The following is an 18,885-nucleotide window of genomic DNA, read 5'->3' as shown; positions in this document are numbered from 1 at the left end:
GTGTTAAAATTTATAAAAATTTAAAGCATTTTGAAGCCATTGAGTATCTATGTACGTCCTTGGTAAAACTTTTAATCACTCACATGCTCAAACTGAACTTACTTCTTGTTATTTGTTGTCTAGCTACTTCAACTTTTTCTCAGACACTGACACAAACCGTAAAAGGACAAATCGTAGATGAACAATCCGGTACTCCTATCATAGGAGCAACGGTAATGGTTGTCGGCATTGATCCTCCTATAGGAGCAATATCTGATATAAATGGATATTACCGAATCGATGATGTCCCTATTGGTCGAAGATCATTAAACGTCTCTTACCTAGGATACCTCCCTGTTAACATCCCCGAAATATTGGTGAGCACAGGAAAAGAGGCTATAATCAATGCAAAGCTCACCGAGTCTTTAGAGCAATTGGATGAGGTAGTCGTAACAGCAGAAAATCAGAAAAAAGGCGAGCCAAGGAATGAGCTTGCTACGGTAAGCGCCATCTCGTTAGGAGTAGAAGAAACAAGCCGATTTGCTGCCACTTTTGATGATCCAGCAAGGGCGGCACTCACTTATGCCGGAGTGCAAACCGGGGGTGATGATCTCCTAAACGAAATCGTAATTAGGGGAAACTCTCCTAAGGGAATTTTATGGAGACTGGAAGGTGTGGAAATACCCAATCCAAATCATTTTACTTCAATAGGATCTTCCGCTGGAGGGATTAGTATGTTAAGCTCTAGTGTCTTGGCTAGCTCAGATTTTTTCACCGGTGCTTTCCCAGCTCAATATGGAAATGCAACATCTGGAATTTTTGACTTGCAGCTAAGGCAAGGAAATTTTGATAAACATGAGCATGCCATTCAGGCTGGCTTGTTGGGAGTTGCCGCTGCTTCAGAAGGCCCTATCTCCAAAGAAGGTCGTTCATCTTATCTAGTTAATTATCGATATTCAACCCTTTCATTATTGACCAATTTAGGTTTGGATCTTCTAGGAGAAGAAGAGGACATAGCTTTTCAGGATTTATCCTTTAAGGTACGAGTACCCACGAAAAAATTTGGCTCATTTTCTATATGGGGTCTAGGAGGTCGAAACACGTATGATTTTAATCCAAATCAAGTATTTGGGGATTTTTTGGTTGAATCCGAAGATCAGACTTTGGGAGTTGCTGGCATTACAAACGTCTTTTATGTTTCAGATGACTCATTTTTTGAAACAATAATTTCTGGATCATTTAGCAAACTGAGAAATAATTCTGATTCGTTGAATGTAAAACTCTATGAAAGGGAGGATTTTGTAGAAACACAATTAAGATTCTCAACCTTTTACAATCAAAAAATTTCTGCTCGACATGCACTTCGGATCGGTACCGTTTTTAGCAGATTGGGATTTGATCTTGAAAATCAGTTCTTGTTTCAAGCAGAGAATAGGTACATCACGACACTTGATGAGAATGATCACGCAGGATTCATTCAAGGATTTGGCAATTGGCAGTATAGGCCATCTGATCAATTAACATTCAATTCTGGGATTCATGTCTCCCATTTCGCACTTAATAGCCAAACATATATAGAACCACGCGCAGGATTTAGATGGAATAGAGGAACTCATACCTTCTCTGGCGGGGCAGGACTTCATAGTAGAATGGAAACGGTAGCACTTTACACAGCAAGGCAACAGTTGGAAGGAGGGGGTTTTGTCCAAAACAACAAAGATCTTGGCTTTACACGTGCAGCTCATGTGGCATTGGGCTTTGAAAAAATGCTTAAGCCTGGTTTGAAATTCAAGACTGAGATGTATTACCAATACTTATATGATGTTCCTGTTTGGCCCAATGATACGATATCAGATGCTGAAGCTCTTTCCTTTTCTACACTTAACACTTTTGATGGCTATACCAGCACGGAACTAGCCAACGATGGGACTGGAAGAAATTACGGTCTGGAGCTAACGCTAGAGCGCTTCCTCACCAATGGATTTTACATGCTATCTACTGCCTCTCTCTATAAATCCTTGTACACAGGGGCAGATGGAGTAGAAAGAAGCACACAATTTGATGGTGGATACATATTTAATTTTTTAGCGGGAAAAGAGATTCCAGTGGGGAAAAATGGAAACAATACCATTGGCTTAAATGGAAAATTCATTTTTGCTGGTGGAAAAAGACAGGCTCCACCAGACGTTACCAGATCGATTAATGAAGGAAGCACTCGTTTTGATTTTGGTAGAAATTATGATCTGAAATTGGATAATTTCTTCAGAATGGATATTGGTATTAGCTACAGAAGAAACAGACCGAAACTTACATCCGTTATTGCTTTGAATGTTCAAAACCTTACACAAAGAGCAAATGAGTCTTTCCGCTTTTATGATCCAGGTGCTCGCCAAATTCGTTCCGATTCACAAGTAAGTTTCTTCCCCAACCTAAGTTATAGAATCGAATTTTAAAACATCTGATTTGTAAGAACGGTTACATATTGAAGAATAAAAAATCAATAACATCACTGTATCCGTATCTTATTTACAAATTTGAAAACATGAAGTATATAGCATTAATAGCAAGTTTCTTTTTCTTCAGTTGCCAAACACAGGGTAACGGAGGTAAAGAACCTAAGGCTGAGCCCCAAGTGATTAATTATCAAAAACTGGATACAGCCACCTTTGCCGGTGGATGCTTTTGGTGTGTGGAGGCGTCATTTGAACAAATCGTTGGGGTAGCTGAAGCAGTCTCAGGATATTCAGGAGGAGATAAGAAAACAGCAGATTATAGAATGGTAAGCTCTGGTAGGACAGGGCATGCAGAGGCTGTTCAGGTATACTATGATCCATCAGTTATTAGTTATGAAACACTTTTAGAAATCTTTTTCACAGCCCATGATCCAACGCAAGTTGATAGACAAGGGCCAGATGTAGGACCTCAATATCGATCAGAAATTTTCTATCACAACGAGAAACAAAAAAGACTTTCAGAAGCTAAAATAAAGGAATTGGCCTCCGATTTTTCTAAGCCTATAGCCACTAAGTTGAGTAAGTTAGATGTTTTCTATATAGCTGAAGAGTATCATCAGGACTATGAAGAAAAACATCCTAACAACGGTTATATAGTGAATGTCTCTCGACCTAAAATAGAGAAAGTAGCTAAGAAATTTAAAAACATACTGAAGTCAAACTAAAAGAATTATGCCGGATCAATTCCGGCATTTTTTGTGCCGCTGAAATAATTTTCAATTGCGTCCACTGCACATTTTTTTCGATCTCCTTCAATTCCTGAAACAATAGCATAAGGCTGATCATTTTTTTCAAGGTAACTTTTAAATACATCAAAGAAGTGTTTTCGAAGCTTTGGATGTTCCCGCTGAGGATCCGGGATCCATGGAATATCTATATTGTTAAGCAAGTAGAAATCATATTTTCTGTTATCAAGCTGAGCTTGGATCCAGGATTCTGTATTTTCATATTTATGATCACTCCATACCTTGATCACAATAAGATTGGTATCACAGATTAAATATTTGTTGGCGTATTCAGCTTTTTCATCTTCCCAAGCTAACTGGCCCTCTGCTATTGATTTCAGATCATGTTGTTGATACTCTTCTGCCAATCGATCCAAATAGAACCTAGCATATTCTGGTACCCATTCGGTTTCATAATGTCTAGCTAGATGCTGGCATAGTTCGCTTTTACCGGTAGATTCAGGACCCAAAACCACTATTTTTTTCATTTTGTGCTAATCATGTTTGAAAAATCTTCCTTAGATCGTTTTTTCGAGTGGAAGCGAGAAATATTTAAGCTTAAGGGATAAATTACTCCTGTCAGGAGAATGATACTTTCCTATTATTCATCCATTGTTAATTTTCTTCTCCAAGAAATCCATCCCAATACAGCCAGATAAGTAAAAACAAGAAACTGTAGACTTGTAAAAGGAAGTCCTTTATAGATGTATAGAGGTATGGATATTAGATCGCAAGCGATCCAAAATAACCAATGCTCAATTTTTTTAAGTGCCATTAAATACATCCCTGTAATGGCTAAACCGGTAGTTATTGAATCGATCAAAGGCACAGTACTGTCTGTGAATTTGATAAGCATCATGTAGATAAAAATCGAGGCTAAAATGAATGTGGTTACATTGACGATATGTCCGCCTTTAGTACTCTTAGTAATTGGTATCTGACTTGAAGCAATATCCTTCGTGTTTTTCCAATTCCACCAGCCATAGGCACTCATTACAAAATAGTATACATTTATTCCTGTCTCTGCATAGAGGCCATATTCGTAGGTCAGATAAACGAAAATAATAACACTCACTATACCGAACGGGTAAACGAGTATACTCTCTTGTTTACTAAACCAAACACTTAGAATACCACATATTACAGCGATGAATTCTAGCCAAGTGGTCTCGAGAAGCTGGTCGTAAAATGAACTCCAAATATCCATACGTATTAAAATTGATAATTGGGCTGTTTGATACATATCAACAACAACTGCTGACATGGCTCAATAGCCGAGTTGAGCATTCTGCTCATTCTATTTGTAAAAATATGTCTTGCGATAGTACTTATTCTATGCAACCGACATAATTTTGCACGGCAAATAATCATAACAGTTCAGTATTATTTGCCATGACGATAAACGATAAATTCCTCTTTGAAGCACTTACCTATGACGATGTGCTTCTTCTACCAGGTTATTCTGAAGTACTCCCGCGAGACACTGAAACATCAGCACAGATTACTCGAAACATTCGATTAAATATTCCTTTGGTTTCTGCTGCAATGGATACAGTTACCGAGGCGAAATTGGCTATTGCCATGGCGCTCGAAGGCGGTGTTGGAATTATTCATAAAAATATGACAATTGATCAGCAGGCCATTCAGGTTCGCAAAGTGAAGAGATCCCAGAGTGGGATGATTCTTGATCCAATCACGCTTCATGTCGATGCAACAGTTAGTGATGCGGAAGCGATCATGAAAGAAAATAAGATTGGAGGGATCCCTGTTGTTGACAAAGAGAATAAACTGATTGGCATTGTGACCAACCGTGATTTACGTTTTGAGAAAAAGCCTAAGAAACCGGTAAAAGATATAATGACTAAAGAGAACCTAATTACTGCCACGGCAGAAGTAGGGTTGAATGAGGCGGAAGCCATTCTTCAAGAACATAAAATAGAGAAACTTCCAATCGTCGACAAAGAGGGTAAACTGACTGGACTAATTACATACAAAGACATTCTGAAAAATAGAGATCGTCCAAACGCCTGTAAGGATGAGTATGGTAGATTGAGAGTGGGAGCCGCAGTAGGTGTCACTCCGGATATTGAAGATCGAATTGCTGCGTTGGTAAAAGCAGGTGTGGACTTAGTGTCCATCGATACCGCACATGGTCATTCAAAGGGTGTGATTGATATGGCCAAGAGAATAAAAAAAGCTTTTCCAGATTTGGAAACAATTGTAGGAAATATTGCGACCCCCGATGCTGCTAAAGCATTGGTAGAAGCAGGTGCTGATGCTGTGAAAGTGGGAGTTGGACCTGGAAGTATTTGTACTACACGGGTGATTGCAGGAGTAGGAGTACCACAGCTTTCTGCAGTGTTCGAGTCTTCACAAGCCATTAAAGGCTCAGGAGTCCCCGTTGTAGCAGATGGAGGTATTAGATTCTCAGGAGATGTAGTGAAGGCCATTGCTGGAGGAGGAAACACCGTAATGATTGGTTCATTGCTGGCAGGTACCGAAGAAGCGCCGGGTGAAGTGATCCTATATGAAGGCAGAAAATTTAAATCATACCGTGGAATGGGCTCTGTAGAAGCGATGGAAGAAGGATCAAAAGATCGTTACTTTCAGGATGCAGAAGATGACATCAAAAAGCTTGTTCCTGAAGGGATCGTGGGGCGAGTGCCATTCAAAGGCTCAGTGCAAGAAGTACTTTATCAGATGGTAGGTGGGTTGAAAGCTGGAATGGGCTATTGTGGTGCTGGGAGTATTGAAGATTTGCAGAATGCTAAATTTGTGAAAATCTCGGGAGCAGGAGTTGCTGAAAGCCATCCACATGACATCCATATCACAAGAGAAGCCCCGAATTATAGTAGGAAGTGATTTTCTGTTATCCTTGATAAACTGCCATTGAGCAGGGAGAAGTTTTAAGTGATCGATTTAAATACTATCATTTAACATATTTTGATAGATTGATGTCACTTAAAGAAATACGTATGCAGCTTTCAGAATACTTTAAAGTTATTAGCACAAATGATCATGTACTTCACTTCGAGCTTAAGAATTTTTGGGATAAAAAATTCACTGAAGAATTAGGAGCTACTTTTTTTGCAGAATTTAAGAACGCAGTTGATTCATTTGACAAAGAAAAATTTATTGCTTTGGCAGACCTTTCAGGTTTCGGAGTGCCATCCAACGAAGCGAAAGAGTATATAGGTAAAGGCATGAAATATGCCTTAGAAAATAATTTATATAAATCCGTTGAAATCATTCCAAAAACCATTTCTAAAATGGGGATAGACCAAGCTGCTAAAAAAAGTGTTCAAGATGATTTCAGAGTAGTTTCAAAAGATAAGTCAGACGCCTTAAGGATAGTTGAAGACTTGAAAAGAGAGATTTAGGAAGGTATCAGAGGGCGGGAAATTCCTCTACCATTTCTTTGATTTTAACAGCTTTTTCAAAATGGTCAAGTTCGTTTTCGAGAATCCACCATTCTGCTACTTCCATCAATAATTTTGGGTTATCATTTTTATTGGCAAAGAAGGCATAAAAGGAAAGCCCAACGTTTTCACCTTTAGTTGCAATTTTGTCATTGCAAACTTGAATAATTTTTTTTCTAAAAGATTCTGTCATTTAAGTGTAGCTACTTCTGTCTCTCCACCCTTTGTTAGATCACCAATCTTGACCTTGATATCTGCATCAAGTGGAAGAAATAAATCTACCCGACTACCAAATCGAATGAATCCGACAGAGGTTCCCTGTTCCATTGGATCGCCGATGCTTGGATAGAAAGCAATTCTACGCGCGACAGCTCCAGCGATTTGACGCATTAGGATATTTACCCCATTTTCAGTTTTAAAGCCTACAGACGTGCGTTCATTATCTGTGCTGGATTTTGGATGCCATGCTACTAGAAATTTACCTGGGTGATATTGGAAGAAATCAACCTTACCTTTTACGGGACTTCTATTTACATGCACATTGAGGGGGGACATAAAAATGGAGACTTGGATGCGATCATCCTTATGGTATTCGCCTTCATATACACGCTCTATTACCACTACTTTCCCCTCGGCAGGAGCATAAACTACTCCATCCCTTGGTGGTGTAATCACCTTGGGATCACGAAAAAATCGAATGACAAGAACCATGAAGATGACTGCTGCTATAGCCAAAATTATTTGAACCGCTGCAAATGGGATCAACCAGTAAAGCAATACATAAAGCCCACCAGTGAAGACCGCCATTAGCGGGATCATCTTAATACCCTCCTTGTGTAGTCTCATATTTCTTTAGTTAAGTCATACTGAATTTATTCCGTCGCGGAGCAGTCAGCATCTAGACCCTGAAAACAATTTCAGGGTGACATTTCAAGCAATTGACTGCCGTCCCACGACTTAAAAGCCACCTCGGAATTTATAGGTTTTAGCCACTTTATCAATTGCGACGATGTATGCAGCAATACGCATGCTTACATCATATTCTTTGGCAGTATTGTAGACTTTGTCGAAAGCAGTTTTCATAATTCGATCTGAACGCCTACTTACACGTTCACGAGTCCATCCGTACCCAAGTCGATTTTGTACCCACTCAAAATAGGAAACAGTCACACCACCAGCATTAGCTAAGATGTCAGGTACAGCAAGTATTCCTTTTTCATTGATAATGGCATCAGCCTTAGCTGAAGTAGGGCCGTTAGCTCCTTCTACAATCATCTTGGCTTTGATTTTATCAGCATTTGCCTGAGTAATTACATCTTCAATTGCTGCGGGAACGAGAACATCTACTTCCAGGAGAAGCAAATCTTCAGAGTCAATCTTTTCAGCTCCAGCAAATCCCTCCAGACTACCATTATTCCCATTCCGGTACTCCATGGCTTTCTTGATATTGATGCCTTCAGCATTGTAATAGGCACCTGATAAATCACTAACAGCGACAATATTTACACCCCTCTCCTCCAAAAGCTGGGCAGCCCATGATCCTACATTCCCAAAACCTTGAATGGCGCAGGTAGCTTTAAATGGGTTAATTTTTTGTTTTTCCATGGCAGCAAGAGCAGAGATCATCACACCACGACCTGTCGCCTCCTCTCTTCCTAGAGACCCACCAAGAACCAGCGGTTTTCCAGTTACAACTGAATTTACCGTCATACCATGATTTCTAGAATATTGATCCATCATCCAAGCCATTTCTCTTGGTCCGGTTCCCATATCTGGAGCTGGAATATCTCTATCCTTTCCGAAAACGTCATGCATGGCTTGTGTAAAGGCTCTGGTAAGCCTTTCCACTTCACCGGCAGACATTTTTCGGGGGTTACATTTGATGCCTCCTTTTGCTCCACCGTATGGGATGTCTACCACTGCACACTTCCATGTCATCCATGCAGCGAGTGCTTTCACTTCATCGATATTTACATCCATGTCATATCGAACACCACCTTTAGATGGGCCCAAGATAGTAGAGTGGATCACACGATATCCTTCAAAAACTTTGATGGATCCATTGTCCATGGTCACCGGAAGCGAGACAATGACTTGCTTAGCAGGTGTCTTCAAAACATCATATACTTCCTGATCCAGACCGAGATGCTCGGCGGCAATTTGGAAGCGTGACATCATGGATTCAAATGGATTATCTCTGTCCTTTATTGGCGCGGGTTCTATATATGCCATAGGAATAAAATAAAAAGGGGTTTGTTGTTTACTTCAGTTGCAAAGCTAACGGGATTTATACTTCTCTCTAGAATAATTTCAAGAAAACTACCACGAATGGTACGGCAATTAACAGGCTATCGAATCTATCTAGAAAACCTCCGTGTCCTGGGATAATTGTACCTGAATCTTTTATTTGCATTGAGCGCTTAAAATGAGACTCGACTAAATCACCATAAGTACCTGCTATTACTACGATTATGGAGACACTTATCCATTCAACAGGATTTAGACCTTTAAAATAGAGGCCTATAACAATCGCTGTAAGAATAGAGAAGGCCGCTCCACCCATACTACCTTCCCAAGATTTTTTGGGAGAGATGCGCTCAAAGAGTTTGGTCTTACCGAAAAGGATTCCCGTAAAATATGCACCAACATCGTTAGCCCAGGTTAGAAATAGTAAACCAAGAATGATTTCGTATGAATATTCTCCATTATAAAAAACAAGAATATTAATCAATGCAAATGGAACTGCTACATATAAAATACCAAGGTAGAAAAGTGCAATATTGATAAATGGGTGTACATCACTTTTCTTGTAGAGTTTGATGAGAAAAACAAAAGAGGCTAAAGGAAACAATGCTACGTAGAATCGTGGAGGTAGTATATCCGTTTCAATGAGAAAAGTGAATATGAATAGTAAAGCACCAATAGCGACTCCTAATAATCGAATAGGTAAGTAACTTTGAAGTCTCATCAACCTGTAAAATTCCCACATGGTCAAACATGAAATAGAGAGGAATACAGCAAGGAATCCCCATTCACTCCATATCAATGAGAGTATAATAATCATTCCGCCAATAATGGCAGAGAAAAAACGTGGGGCTAGATCTGGATATTTACTCAAACTTGATTTCTTCTTTTATAACTTTTATTGCACGAATCACTTGATCGGGGGCTACAAAGATTTCAAAATTCCCGAAACCGTAAGCAGAAACTTTTTTATTAACAATGACCGGATGCATATCCAAGTCTTCGAGGACATCTTTCACGATCAATGCGCGATATTCACGATCATCTTTGAACACGGATTGCCAATCATGCATGTTGGAACTTTTTATAGAATGATCTGATCAGAAAAAATGAAATTACCACAAAAACAAGTACTGCGGGCCAAGGTGCTGATTGCTCTATTTCTTCAGGAGAAACTTCAATAGTCCCACTGTTAGCCAGATAAAGAGCTATTAATGCTAGTCCATTGTTTACTAAATGACCAATCATTGCCACTGTTAGTTTTCCGCTCCAGTGATATAAATAGCCAAAAAGAACTCCTAAAAACATACGAGGCATAACACCAAAAAATTGCATATGAATTGCAGCAAAAAGAAATCCTGTGATCCAAATCGCCACATGATGATTTGCAAAGGCCTTTGAGAAAAAATTCTGAATCAATCCTCGAAAAAGTAATTCTTCACCTATTGCCGGAATGATAGCAACAACGACAAATGCTAAGATGAAATGAGTAGTGGATGTAAAATTGGTTAGATGCTCGGTCAAAACTTTCAATTGCTCTTCAGATTGCTGTGCCCAATTAGCAAATTCAGAATCTCCAAAATCAAGATTCATGTTCCATTCTCCAATGGCACTATTAACGACCATGAAGCTGATTGAAATGAGTATGACCATTACAACTGTGCTCAAGCTAACTTTTGGGAAAAACTCAGAAAATGGAATCTTAAGTGCAATTCCAATGAAGAGAGCGGAAACGCCAATAAACATGAGTGTAGCTACAATTCCTTGAATTGCAAGAAGAAAAATTGGATCCAATCGCAAAATCGCATCCGTATCCACTTCACTACCGCCACTACCCAGAATCATAACAATTGATATGTAGGCGGAAAGACCAAGCCCAAAAGCCCACGCTCTTGCTCTGTGCTTATCTTCCGGGTTGTTTCTGAGAATCTCCTGCATATGTCTAACTTTGCGGGCAAATATAATCGTTCAAGGTGGTTAAAATCAGTGACATAGAAATAGGAGAGTTTCCATTACTACTCGCACCCATGGAAGATGTGAGTGATCCGCCATTTCGTGCTGTTTGTAAACAAAATGGTGCCGATCTCATGTATACGGAATTCATTTCTTCTGAAGGCCTTATTCGTCATGCAGAAAAAAGTGTACAAAAGCTTGATATCTATGATTACGAGCGGCCTATTGGGATTCAAATTTTTGGAGATAAAATTGAATCTATGAGAGAGGCGGCCTCCATTGCGGAAGCAGCTAACCCAGAGATTATTGACATAAATTATGGCTGTCCAGTTAAGAAAGTAGCTTGTAAAGGCGCAGGCGCTGGAATTCTTCTTGATTTGCCTAAAATGCAAGAAATGACTGCTGAAATTGTGAAGCGAGTTAATAAACCTGTCACTGTGAAAACGCGACTTGGCTGGGATGATTCCACTATTAAGATCAAAGAAGTTGCTCATCGATTACAAGATGTGGGAATAAAGGCCTTGAGCATACATGGACGCACCCGGAAACAAATGTATAAAGGAGAGGCTGACTGGGGCCCAATTGCAGAGGTTAAAAATGATCCGGATATTCATATTCCCATTTTCGGAAATGGAGATATTGACTCTCCAGAAAAAGCTCTGGAATACAAAAACAGATATGGTGTAGATGGCATTATGATAGGCAGAGCTGCCATTGGTTATCCATGGATTTTTAATGAGATCAAGCACTTCATGAATACAGGTGAGCACTTACATGCACCATCACTGGATGAGCGCGTCAAAGTTGCTGTGCAGCATCTCGATTTCTCAATAGAATGGAAGGGTGAGCGACAGGGACTTTTTGAGATGAGAAGACACTACACGAATTACTTCCGCGGTATTCCCAATTTCAAACCTGTACGAACGACACTTGTAGAGTCAGAATCGTACGAAGAGGTGAAAGAGACATTACTGCAAGTACCTGAACTTTTTGCGGAAGTGATTGCCTAACATGAGAGCCTTTACCTCAAGAAAAAGTATACTGCTTGGCATTTTTTTATGGGGGATACTTATCATCACTTTTATTTTAACAAACGGACATAAGGGACCTCAGATTTTTATGTGGATGCTGATTTATTCCTTGGTTGGATTTCTTTGGTTTGGGTTGAAGTATTTTGTTGAAGGAGACCTTCTGACTATTAAAATCGGATTTATAAAAATGATGAGCATCAAAATTTCCGAAATCAAGAGCATAAGTAGAAGCTTTAATCCCATTAGTTCTCCTGCAGCCTCTTTAAAAAGATTAAAAATAGATTTTATAAGTGGATCTATTCTTATATCACCAAATTATGAAGAAGAATTTATTGAAGTCCTGAGGAATTCAAACCCTGACATTTATGTAAACATCCTAACAGAACCTGAACGAAGTTCCGCTTTGACACGATTTGTGTATTCATTGCTATAACATTTCTTCTCCAAATACTCCTATCTTGCACGCATGCAAAAATCACCTCTTTTAGCCTGGATATTGCTATTTATTTTGGCATTTATCTGGGGTAGTTCTTTTATACTCATCAAGAAAGGGCTCTTAGGTTTAGCGCCTCAAGAAGTGGGTTCCTTACGTATTGTAGCAGCCTCGTTATTCTTACTCCCGTCAGCATTAAAACGATTCAAGACTGTTGATAGCAAGAAGATTGTTTTTTTATTTATTGCCGGACTGCTAGGTAGTTTGATACCTGCATTTTTATTTGCGATTGCTCAGACCCGATTGGAAAGTGCCATTACTGGAGTCTTAAATGGCTTAGTTCCATTATTTACAATCTTGATAGCTCTTTTTGCTTTTAGGCAAAAACAAACTAAAAAAGTTTACTTAGGAGTGTTGATTGGGTTTATTGGTACCGCTATTCTAATAAGCGCAGGAAAAGGAAACTCACTTACTGGTATTAATGCATATGCATTGCTAGTGGTTCTTGCAACACTTTGCTATGCTTCAAACCTTAACTTAATCAAGCAGAAATTAAATGAGATTCATGCAGTTACGGTAACGAGCGTTTCTTTATTGCTTGTCGGACCTTTTGCCTCTATCTATTTGTTTGGCTTCACGGATTTCTGGTATAAAGTCACGAATGTGGACGGAACTGGAATGGCAACTTTCTATATCTGTTTGCTAGGTGTTTTTGGCACTGCTATCGCGCTTATTATCTTCAATAAAATTCTTCAAATGAAAGATGCTTTGTTTGCGTCCTCAGTAACTTATATTATTCCTGTATTTGCTGTAATCTGGGGAGTTGTAGATGGCGAAAACTTATATGCCCTACACTATGTAGGAATGGTAGCGGTCGGGATTGGCGTATACATTGCAAATACTCACAAAAAGGCAGGAAGCAAAAAATAAACAAGAAGACTTATTAAGATGCTGGAGGTGAGGTTGAGCCAAATACCTGCTCTTACCATGTCGCCCATCTTTAACTCTCCTGAGCTAAAAACAATAGCATTTGGTCCTGTGGCTATAGGAAGCATAAATGCGCATGAAGCTGCCATGGTAGCAGGTATCATGAGCAAAAATGGATGAACACCAATGGCCTCAGCTAAAGAAGCCAATACAGGTAGCATAATCGAAGCTGTAGCAACATTGGAAGTAACTTCTGTTAAAAAATTGACAACCAGAGCAATGATAAGGATAGTAATAAAGAGTGGGAGCTCAGCAATTCCGGTAAGTTGAAGCCCAAGCCACTCGGCAAGCTTTGAGCTTTGAAAAGCAGCAGCTATTGACAAGCCACCCCCAAAGAGAATAATTACCCCCCACGGTAGTTTTTCAGCTTCATTCCATGTTAGAAGCGCTTTTCCCTTTTTCTCTTTGGAAGGAATGATAAACATCATCAGAGCTGCAGCAATGGCAATGACCGTGTCATTTATCCCAGAAATAAACTGATTGAGTAAAAAGGATCTTGTAATCCATAAAAAAGCAGTGACAATAAAAACAATTGCAACGGCTTTTTCTTCTTGACTCATTTTGCCAAGAGCATTTTTTTCTCTTAGGATCATTTCTTTTCCTATCGGTAATTCTACTTTGTGCAGTGGGAATACGAATCGGGTAAGCACAATCCAACAAAATGTTAGCATGATCAAGGAAAAGGGCAAGGCAAAAGCTATCCAATTAGCAAAGCTGAATTCTTGATCATAAAGTTTGTTGGCAATAGAGACGAATATTGGATTTGTTGGAGTCCCCACCAGTGTTGCCACGCCACCTATGGAGGCGGAAAATGCAATTCCCAACAAAAGTGATTTAAAGAAGAGTTTCCCTGATTCTCCTGTCAGCTCTTTCATTTCAGCGATAAGTGCTGTACCTATGGTAACCATCATCAGTGTGGTAGCTGTATTGGATATCCACATAGAAAGAAGCCCTGTGGCCAGCATAAAGCCCAGAACGATAAACCTGGAGTTTGTACCTACGGCAGAAATAATGTGTAGTGCAATTCTTCTGTGCAAGTTCCACCGCTGCATTGCTATGGCTATGATAAATCCACCAACGAATAGATAAAGCATTTTATCTCCATATGCGGCGGTTGTTTGTGCTATTGGAGCACCACCAGTAAGAGGGAGTAATACAATGGGCAATAAGGCAGTTGCTGAGATGGGAAGGGCCTCAGAAAGCCACCAAGTGGCTATCCAAAGTGTACTTGCCAAAACGGCATTAGCTTCTTGATTCAGACCGTCAAATGGACTTCCGAAAAAAATGACACAAAATAAAAAGGGCCCAATAAAGAGCCCAATTTTTTTTCTAATCATAAATATGAAAAGGTTAGCCTAAGCTTCTAGTTTTTCGAAATTAAACTCATTCAGAAAGTTTTTGGCTTGATCTAAGTTTTGGAAATCATATTCCTTGAGCTCTCCGTTAACGCCATGAATTTCGATTTTCACAACAGAAATTCTAGAATCGTGATCAAGCGGATTATCAATAAGTTGACTTCCTTCTCCACCCTCTTTGATCCTATGGGTAAGAACAACATTCTTACGTTTAATTCTATTACAATAAGAGCACTTATACTCTTTCAGTAATTCACCATCCTGTGTATCTGAAGCTTCGCTAATTATTTCTTCTTTCTGAAGTCGAAGCGTTTGGAATCCACAACGGTCACATTCCAGAGCACTTAAATGGCCTTTGTATTTTTCGATTTTAGTATACCCTGTGGATTCATCAATCCACACGTCATAATCAACAGAGAAAACGTTTTCTTCAGCCTGCATACCTTCATCAAGATATGCATCTTCTTCAGCTTCGCTAAGAAGTTTCATTTTGTTTCCGTTCTCTGGGTTGATTCTTGGCGTAAATCTTAATTTTTTCAGTTTCTTTTCTAATACACCAGGGTAGTAGAATTTAATAATCAACTGGGCTATATAACCATAGAGTACGCCAATACACATGGAAACAAACAAACGAATGAAAAACCAGAGTCCATCTAGCTTCATTGTTTCGTATTCCAATGTGTTGCAGAATAAGAAAAGTGCAATCGCTACGAAAATGTGTCCGCTTAAAAGCTTTTTGGATTCTTTTTCGCTTGCAAGATCAAACTTCTCTTTAAAGGTCTTCTTTGATGAAAAACTAATCCTATAAAAGATATAGTTTAATACACCAAAACCTAATGTTACGAAGACGAGAATAGATACGATCTGTTGCCATTTGGCAAGAAAATCGAGATAAAAATCATTATTCATATGGGTGACAAGTTTCAACAAAAATAAGACAATCAGAAAAACTGAGATACTTTGTTAAAAACACTACGAAAATTCGCTTCCCTAATTGTTTAAAGAATTAACTTTTTTTGACTGCTCAGAGAGAAATGCGTCAAAGAACGAAACATTTTGAGCATAAGGATTAATGGAGTTTGTTTGAAGGTTTTCTTGTTTCACAGGAAGTAGAGACGCCCATTTAGAAAGCCCTTTTTGAGCAACTGCTGATATTCTTTCCTCCGCTTCCATTAAGAAAGCAAAAGTGCCGAGTAGCAGCAGTAGCGTTATGAGTTTATTGAGCTTGGGTTTCATTGTTAGTCCTTGTTTCTGAATGAGCGTCTATTACTTCTTGTTTGAAAACCTAACCTTGATTTAAAGATGTGTGCAACTGTGAAAAAGTTGCACAACACATTCAAATTTTACGAATTCAGATGTTAATTGCCGTTAATAAATGTTATAAGGTGCAATTTGATGCCTGAATTGTATTGGAAATACTTCCAGTATTTAAGAAGGTTACAAGGAAAATGAAATTATTTCCAGCTCATGGGATAGTTTTCATCCACATATTCCAGGCCAACTTCGGTGACATAGAGGGGGCCGAACGTATCGAGCATTACCGCCAATTCCTTTGTTTCTTTCGCTCCAATACTTGCTTCAACAGTTCCAGGATGAGGGCCGTGGGGTAATCCTCCGGGATGAAGTGTAAAAGAACCTCTATCAATTCCCTTTCTGCTCATGAAGTTTCCTTCAACATAGTAAAGCACCTCGTCGGAATCAATGTTGGAATGATTGTATGGTGCCGGGATAGCTTGCGGGTGATAATCAAAAAGTCGCGGAACAAACGAACAAATCACATATCCATGTGCTTGAAAAGTTTGATGAACAGGAGGCGGTTGATGTATTCTGCCTGTTATTGGCTCAAAATCGTGTATTGAAAGGGCATAAGGGTATAAATAGCCATCCCATCCAATTAAATCAAATGGAGAGTGCTCATAATAGTAATCATGAAGCATGTCATCATGCTTTATTTTCATAAGATATTCGCCCTTGTCTTTTTCGGTGGCTAGTTCTGAGGGCGGACGAATGTCGCGCTCACAGTATGGAGAATGCTCAAGTAGTTGGCCTAGCTCGTTTCTGTATCTTTTGACTGTCTCCACAGGGTTGACGGACTCAATAATCAATAACTTCAACGGCCCATTATCCCATTCTAACTGATAAATAGTTGTTCTGGGGATGACGACATAGTCTCCTTGTTTTATTTTTAGCTTTCCAAACTGAGAGTGTAAGTACCCATTGCCTTCATGGATGAATATGACTTCATCTGCCTGTCCATTCTTATAGTAATAGTCCATCCTTCGTGAAGTAGGATGACAAATGGCCATGGAAACATCTTTATTCTTGAATAGAATCTTTCGTGCTTCCAGAAAATCATCTCCTGTCGTTTCGACTTTTGATGTATTTAAATGAGTTTGTTTTAATGTGTGATCTTTTGCAATCTCAGTTTTCCAAGGAATGGATTTCCCTACTTTTTCTACCCTTGTTGGAGGATAGGTATGATACAAATTAGAATAGATGCCTGAAAATCCACGTGACGATACTAATTCTTCAGCATACAAACTACCATCTGGTTGTCTGAACTGAGTATGTCTTTTTGGAGGAATTTCACCTAATCTGTGATAGTAAGTCATTATCTGGCTGCTATTTTATCTGCTTCATCCATCAGCTTTATTGCTTTCTGAAAAATCTCATCTTGCTCATTAAAGATCGGATAAAAGCCCTCATTATCCCAAATTCCCCTTGCGATGTATGCTTTGCATAGAAGTTTAATCAAATTTTTCGATCGATTAAACGCTGTATCATTAAATGCTAATTTATTGCCTTCAGCGATTGAGACTAGTTCATCAAGCATATCATCAGTTATTTCAAATCCATTTCTAAATTTGTCAAAACCCATGTCTGCTAGCCAGTCTCTATTCTCCTGTGCATAACTAACTGTGAATTCTTGCAGCGAATTTGTACTAAATAATCGATTCATATATCGGCTGCCCTGAGTGGTATCCAAGGGGACAAAGAAATCTGGGGTAATACCACCGCCTCCGTACACTATTCGCCCCTTATCAGTTTTATATGCAAGTGAGTCATTGAATTTTATGCTGTCAGAAGAATATAACTCTCCATTCTCGTATCGATCATAAGCTTCTTTGTAATATTCGTCAAGATTGCCACCGGTGTACGTTTTTTGAATACTTCTTCCGCTAGGCGTATAGTATCTGGAAATGGTTAGCCTCAGTTCTGATCCATCATTCAAACCAATAGGTAGTTGCACCAAACCTTTACCAAAAGATCTTCGCCCTACAATGAGTCCTCTATCATGATCTTGAACTGCCCCGGCAACAATTTCTGAAGCAGATGCGGAACCTTCATCAACCATAATCACTAGTGAGCCTTCTTCGAAATCTCCGGCTTCACCGGAGTAGTGTTCTTCTACATAGCGCTTCTCCTTGCCATTGGTATAAACGATCATTTGTCTTCCACTCAAAATTTCATCGGCTATTTGTACGGCTCTATTGAGGTATCCTCCAGGATTGCCTGTAAGATCGATAACCAACTTCTCCATACCTTGGTCTTTGAGTTTAAGAAGTGCTTCTTTGAACTCTAGATAGGTTGAATTGGCAAATCGTGCTACTTTGATGTATCCTATTTTATCATTGACCATATAAGATACATCTACAGAATATTGTGGAATTACATCCCGCTCAATTGTAAAGTCAATCAACTCATCTTCTCCCTCACGTTTTATGCTTACGGTAACTTCTGATCCTCCAGGTCCTCTTAGCAGTTCAACTACTTTTTGATTGGTAATACCAATGCCGGCAACAGTTTCGCCTTCCACTTTCACAATTCTGTCTCCTGCCCTTATTCCTAATTTTTGAGATGGGCCACCACTCAAAGGCGTCACCACATGTATGGTGTCTTTAAAAATGTTGAACTCGACCCCTATACCTTGGTAATTACCTTCAAGCCTTGATTGAATCAATTCGAGATCTTTTCCTGGGATGTATGAAGTATGGGGATCAAGCTCCTCTAGCATCTGTGTGATAGCACTTTCAACTAATTCATCGCTATCTACTTCATCGACGTAATCATTCTCGATATGGGTAAGTACCTGCCTAAACTTATTTAGGCTCTCCATGAAATTTGAAGTGGGTGCCGAGGTGGATCCAGCCATGTTTGCACCTATAAATACTCCTACACATAGTGTAATGGTAATGTACATAGGAAGTCGAATGGCTCGTTTGGAATTATTATGCGTACTCATAGT

At 39.3% G+C, this 18,885-nt stretch carries 20 protein-coding genes; 7 read left to right on the top strand and 13 right to left on the bottom strand.

The genetic code is table 11. From position 1 onward, the window contains the following. Window positions 1-83 precede the first annotated feature (83 nt). Window positions 84-2,432, top strand: coding sequence for a TonB-dependent receptor (locus ABJQ32_13150; protein MEP5290590.1), 2,349 nt, complete (start codon window positions 84-86; stop codon window positions 2,430-2,432). A gap of 89 nt (window positions 2,433-2,521) precedes the next feature. Beyond that, window positions 2,522-3,157, top strand: coding sequence for a peptide-methionine (S)-S-oxide reductase MsrA (msrA, locus tag ABJQ32_13145; protein ID MEP5290589.1), 636 nt, complete (start codon window positions 2,522-2,524; stop codon window positions 3,155-3,157). Window positions 3,158-3,162: 5 nt separating this feature from the next. Here msrA and ABJQ32_13140 read toward each other — a convergent pair whose 3' ends face one another. Both ABJQ32_13140 and pnuC read right to left on the bottom strand, forming a co-directional pair. Next, window positions 3,163-3,705: an ATP-binding protein gene (locus ABJQ32_13140; protein ID MEP5290588.1), complete on the bottom strand. Its 543-nt coding sequence runs from the start codon at window positions 3,703-3,705 to the stop codon at window positions 3,163-3,165. Window positions 3,706-3,818: 113 nt separating this feature from the next. Beyond that, window positions 3,819-4,481, bottom strand: a complete 663-nt coding sequence (pnuC, locus tag ABJQ32_13135) for a nicotinamide riboside transporter PnuC (protein ID MEP5290587.1) — start codon at window positions 4,479-4,481, stop codon at window positions 3,819-3,821. A gap of 128 nt (window positions 4,482-4,609) precedes the next feature. Here pnuC and guaB point away from each other — a divergent pair, with 128 nt between their 5' ends. Then, on the top strand, window positions 4,610-6,079 hold the full coding sequence (guaB, locus tag ABJQ32_13130) for an IMP dehydrogenase (protein MEP5290586.1): 1,470 nt from the start codon (window positions 4,610-4,612) through the stop codon (window positions 6,077-6,079). 92 nt (window positions 6,080-6,171) lie between these two features. Continuing rightward, window positions 6,172-6,597, top strand: a complete 426-nt coding sequence (locus tag ABJQ32_13125; GenBank protein ID MEP5290585.1) for a hypothetical protein — start codon at window positions 6,172-6,174, stop codon at window positions 6,595-6,597. Between the two features lie 7 nt (window positions 6,598-6,604). On the opposite strand, the gene ABJQ32_13120 is transcribed toward ABJQ32_13125, so the two are convergent. The 6 genes from ABJQ32_13120 to ABJQ32_13095 all read right to left on the bottom strand — a co-directional run bounded on the left by ABJQ32_13120 (window position 6,605) and on the right by ABJQ32_13095 (window position 10,818). After that, window positions 6,605-6,829 (bottom strand): DUF6500 family protein, encoded by a 225-nt coding sequence (locus ABJQ32_13120; protein ID MEP5290584.1) that lies wholly within the window; start codon window positions 6,827-6,829, stop codon window positions 6,605-6,607. Further along, window positions 6,826-7,482: a phosphatidylserine decarboxylase family protein gene (locus ABJQ32_13115; protein MEP5290583.1), complete on the bottom strand. Its 657-nt coding sequence runs from the start codon at window positions 7,480-7,482 to the stop codon at window positions 6,826-6,828. The genes ABJQ32_13120 and ABJQ32_13115 overlap by 4 nt, the downstream gene beginning before the upstream one ends. A gap of 111 nt (window positions 7,483-7,593) precedes the next feature. After that, window positions 7,594-8,868 carry a Glu/Leu/Phe/Val dehydrogenase gene (locus ABJQ32_13110; GenBank protein MEP5290582.1) on the bottom strand — a complete coding sequence of 425 codons (1,275 nt, stop codon included), beginning with the start codon at window positions 8,866-8,868 and terminating at the stop codon, window positions 7,594-7,596. A 67-nt stretch (window positions 8,869-8,935) separates the two neighbouring features. Next, window positions 8,936-9,754: a phosphatidate cytidylyltransferase gene (locus tag ABJQ32_13105; protein MEP5290581.1), complete on the bottom strand. Its 819-nt coding sequence runs from the start codon at window positions 9,752-9,754 to the stop codon at window positions 8,936-8,938. Further along, entirely contained in the window at window positions 9,747-9,953 is a 207-nt protein-coding gene (locus ABJQ32_13100; protein MEP5290580.1) for a hypothetical protein, read from the bottom strand. Before ABJQ32_13100 ends, ABJQ32_13105 begins: the two co-directional genes overlap by 8 nt. Then, window positions 9,946-10,818: a type II CAAX endopeptidase family protein gene (locus ABJQ32_13095; GenBank protein ID MEP5290579.1), complete on the bottom strand. Its 873-nt coding sequence runs from the start codon at window positions 10,816-10,818 to the stop codon at window positions 9,946-9,948. The genes ABJQ32_13100 and ABJQ32_13095 overlap by 8 nt, the downstream gene beginning before the upstream one ends. A gap of 35 nt (window positions 10,819-10,853) precedes the next feature. Here ABJQ32_13095 and dusB point away from each other — a divergent pair, with 35 nt between their 5' ends. From dusB to ABJQ32_13080, 3 genes are read left to right on the top strand one after another with little or no spacing between them, the layout of a single operon-like run. Continuing rightward, window positions 10,854-11,843 (top strand): tRNA dihydrouridine synthase DusB, encoded by a 990-nt coding sequence (gene dusB / locus ABJQ32_13090; protein MEP5290578.1) that lies wholly within the window; start codon window positions 10,854-10,856, stop codon window positions 11,841-11,843. Between the two features lies 1 nt (window position 11,844). Further along, window positions 11,845-12,297 (top strand): PH domain-containing protein, encoded by a 453-nt coding sequence (locus ABJQ32_13085; protein ID MEP5290577.1) that lies wholly within the window; start codon window positions 11,845-11,847, stop codon window positions 12,295-12,297. A 33-nt stretch (window positions 12,298-12,330) separates the two neighbouring features. Next, the gene (locus ABJQ32_13080; GenBank protein ID MEP5290576.1) at window positions 12,331-13,227 is read left to right on the top strand and encodes a DMT family transporter; all 897 of its coding nucleotides are present in this window, start codon (window positions 12,331-12,333) and stop codon (window positions 13,225-13,227) included. On the opposite strand, the gene ABJQ32_13075 is transcribed toward ABJQ32_13080, so the two are convergent. The 5 genes from ABJQ32_13075 to ABJQ32_13055 all read right to left on the bottom strand — a co-directional run bounded on the left by ABJQ32_13075 (window position 13,200) and on the right by ABJQ32_13055 (window position 18,882). Then, window positions 13,200-14,621, bottom strand: a complete 1,422-nt coding sequence (locus tag ABJQ32_13075) for an SLC13 family permease (GenBank protein ID MEP5290575.1) — start codon at window positions 14,619-14,621, stop codon at window positions 13,200-13,202. The genes ABJQ32_13080 and ABJQ32_13075 overlap by 28 nt on opposite strands. Window positions 14,622-14,639: 18 nt before the next feature. Further along, entirely contained in the window at window positions 14,640-15,548 is a 909-nt protein-coding gene (locus tag ABJQ32_13070) for a hypothetical protein (GenBank protein MEP5290574.1), read from the bottom strand. An 81-nt stretch (window positions 15,549-15,629) separates the two neighbouring features. Beyond that, on the bottom strand, window positions 15,630-15,875 hold the full coding sequence (locus tag ABJQ32_13065; GenBank protein MEP5290573.1) for a hypothetical protein: 246 nt from the start codon (window positions 15,873-15,875) through the stop codon (window positions 15,630-15,632). A 218-nt stretch (window positions 15,876-16,093) separates the two neighbouring features. Next, entirely contained in the window at window positions 16,094-17,251 is a 1,158-nt protein-coding gene (locus tag ABJQ32_13060) for a homogentisate 1,2-dioxygenase (protein MEP5290572.1), read from the bottom strand. After that, window positions 17,251-18,882, bottom strand: coding sequence for a S41 family peptidase (locus ABJQ32_13055; protein MEP5290571.1), 1,632 nt, complete (start codon window positions 18,880-18,882; stop codon window positions 17,251-17,253). Before ABJQ32_13055 ends, ABJQ32_13060 begins: the two co-directional genes overlap by 1 nt. Between the last annotated feature and the right edge of the window lie 3 nt (window positions 18,883-18,885).

The organism is Marinobacter alexandrii, assembly GCA_039984955.1.
Lineage (GTDB): Bacteria > Bacteroidota > Bacteroidia > Cytophagales > Cyclobacteriaceae > Ekhidna.
This window is presented reverse-complemented; position numbering and strand designations above follow the sequence as displayed.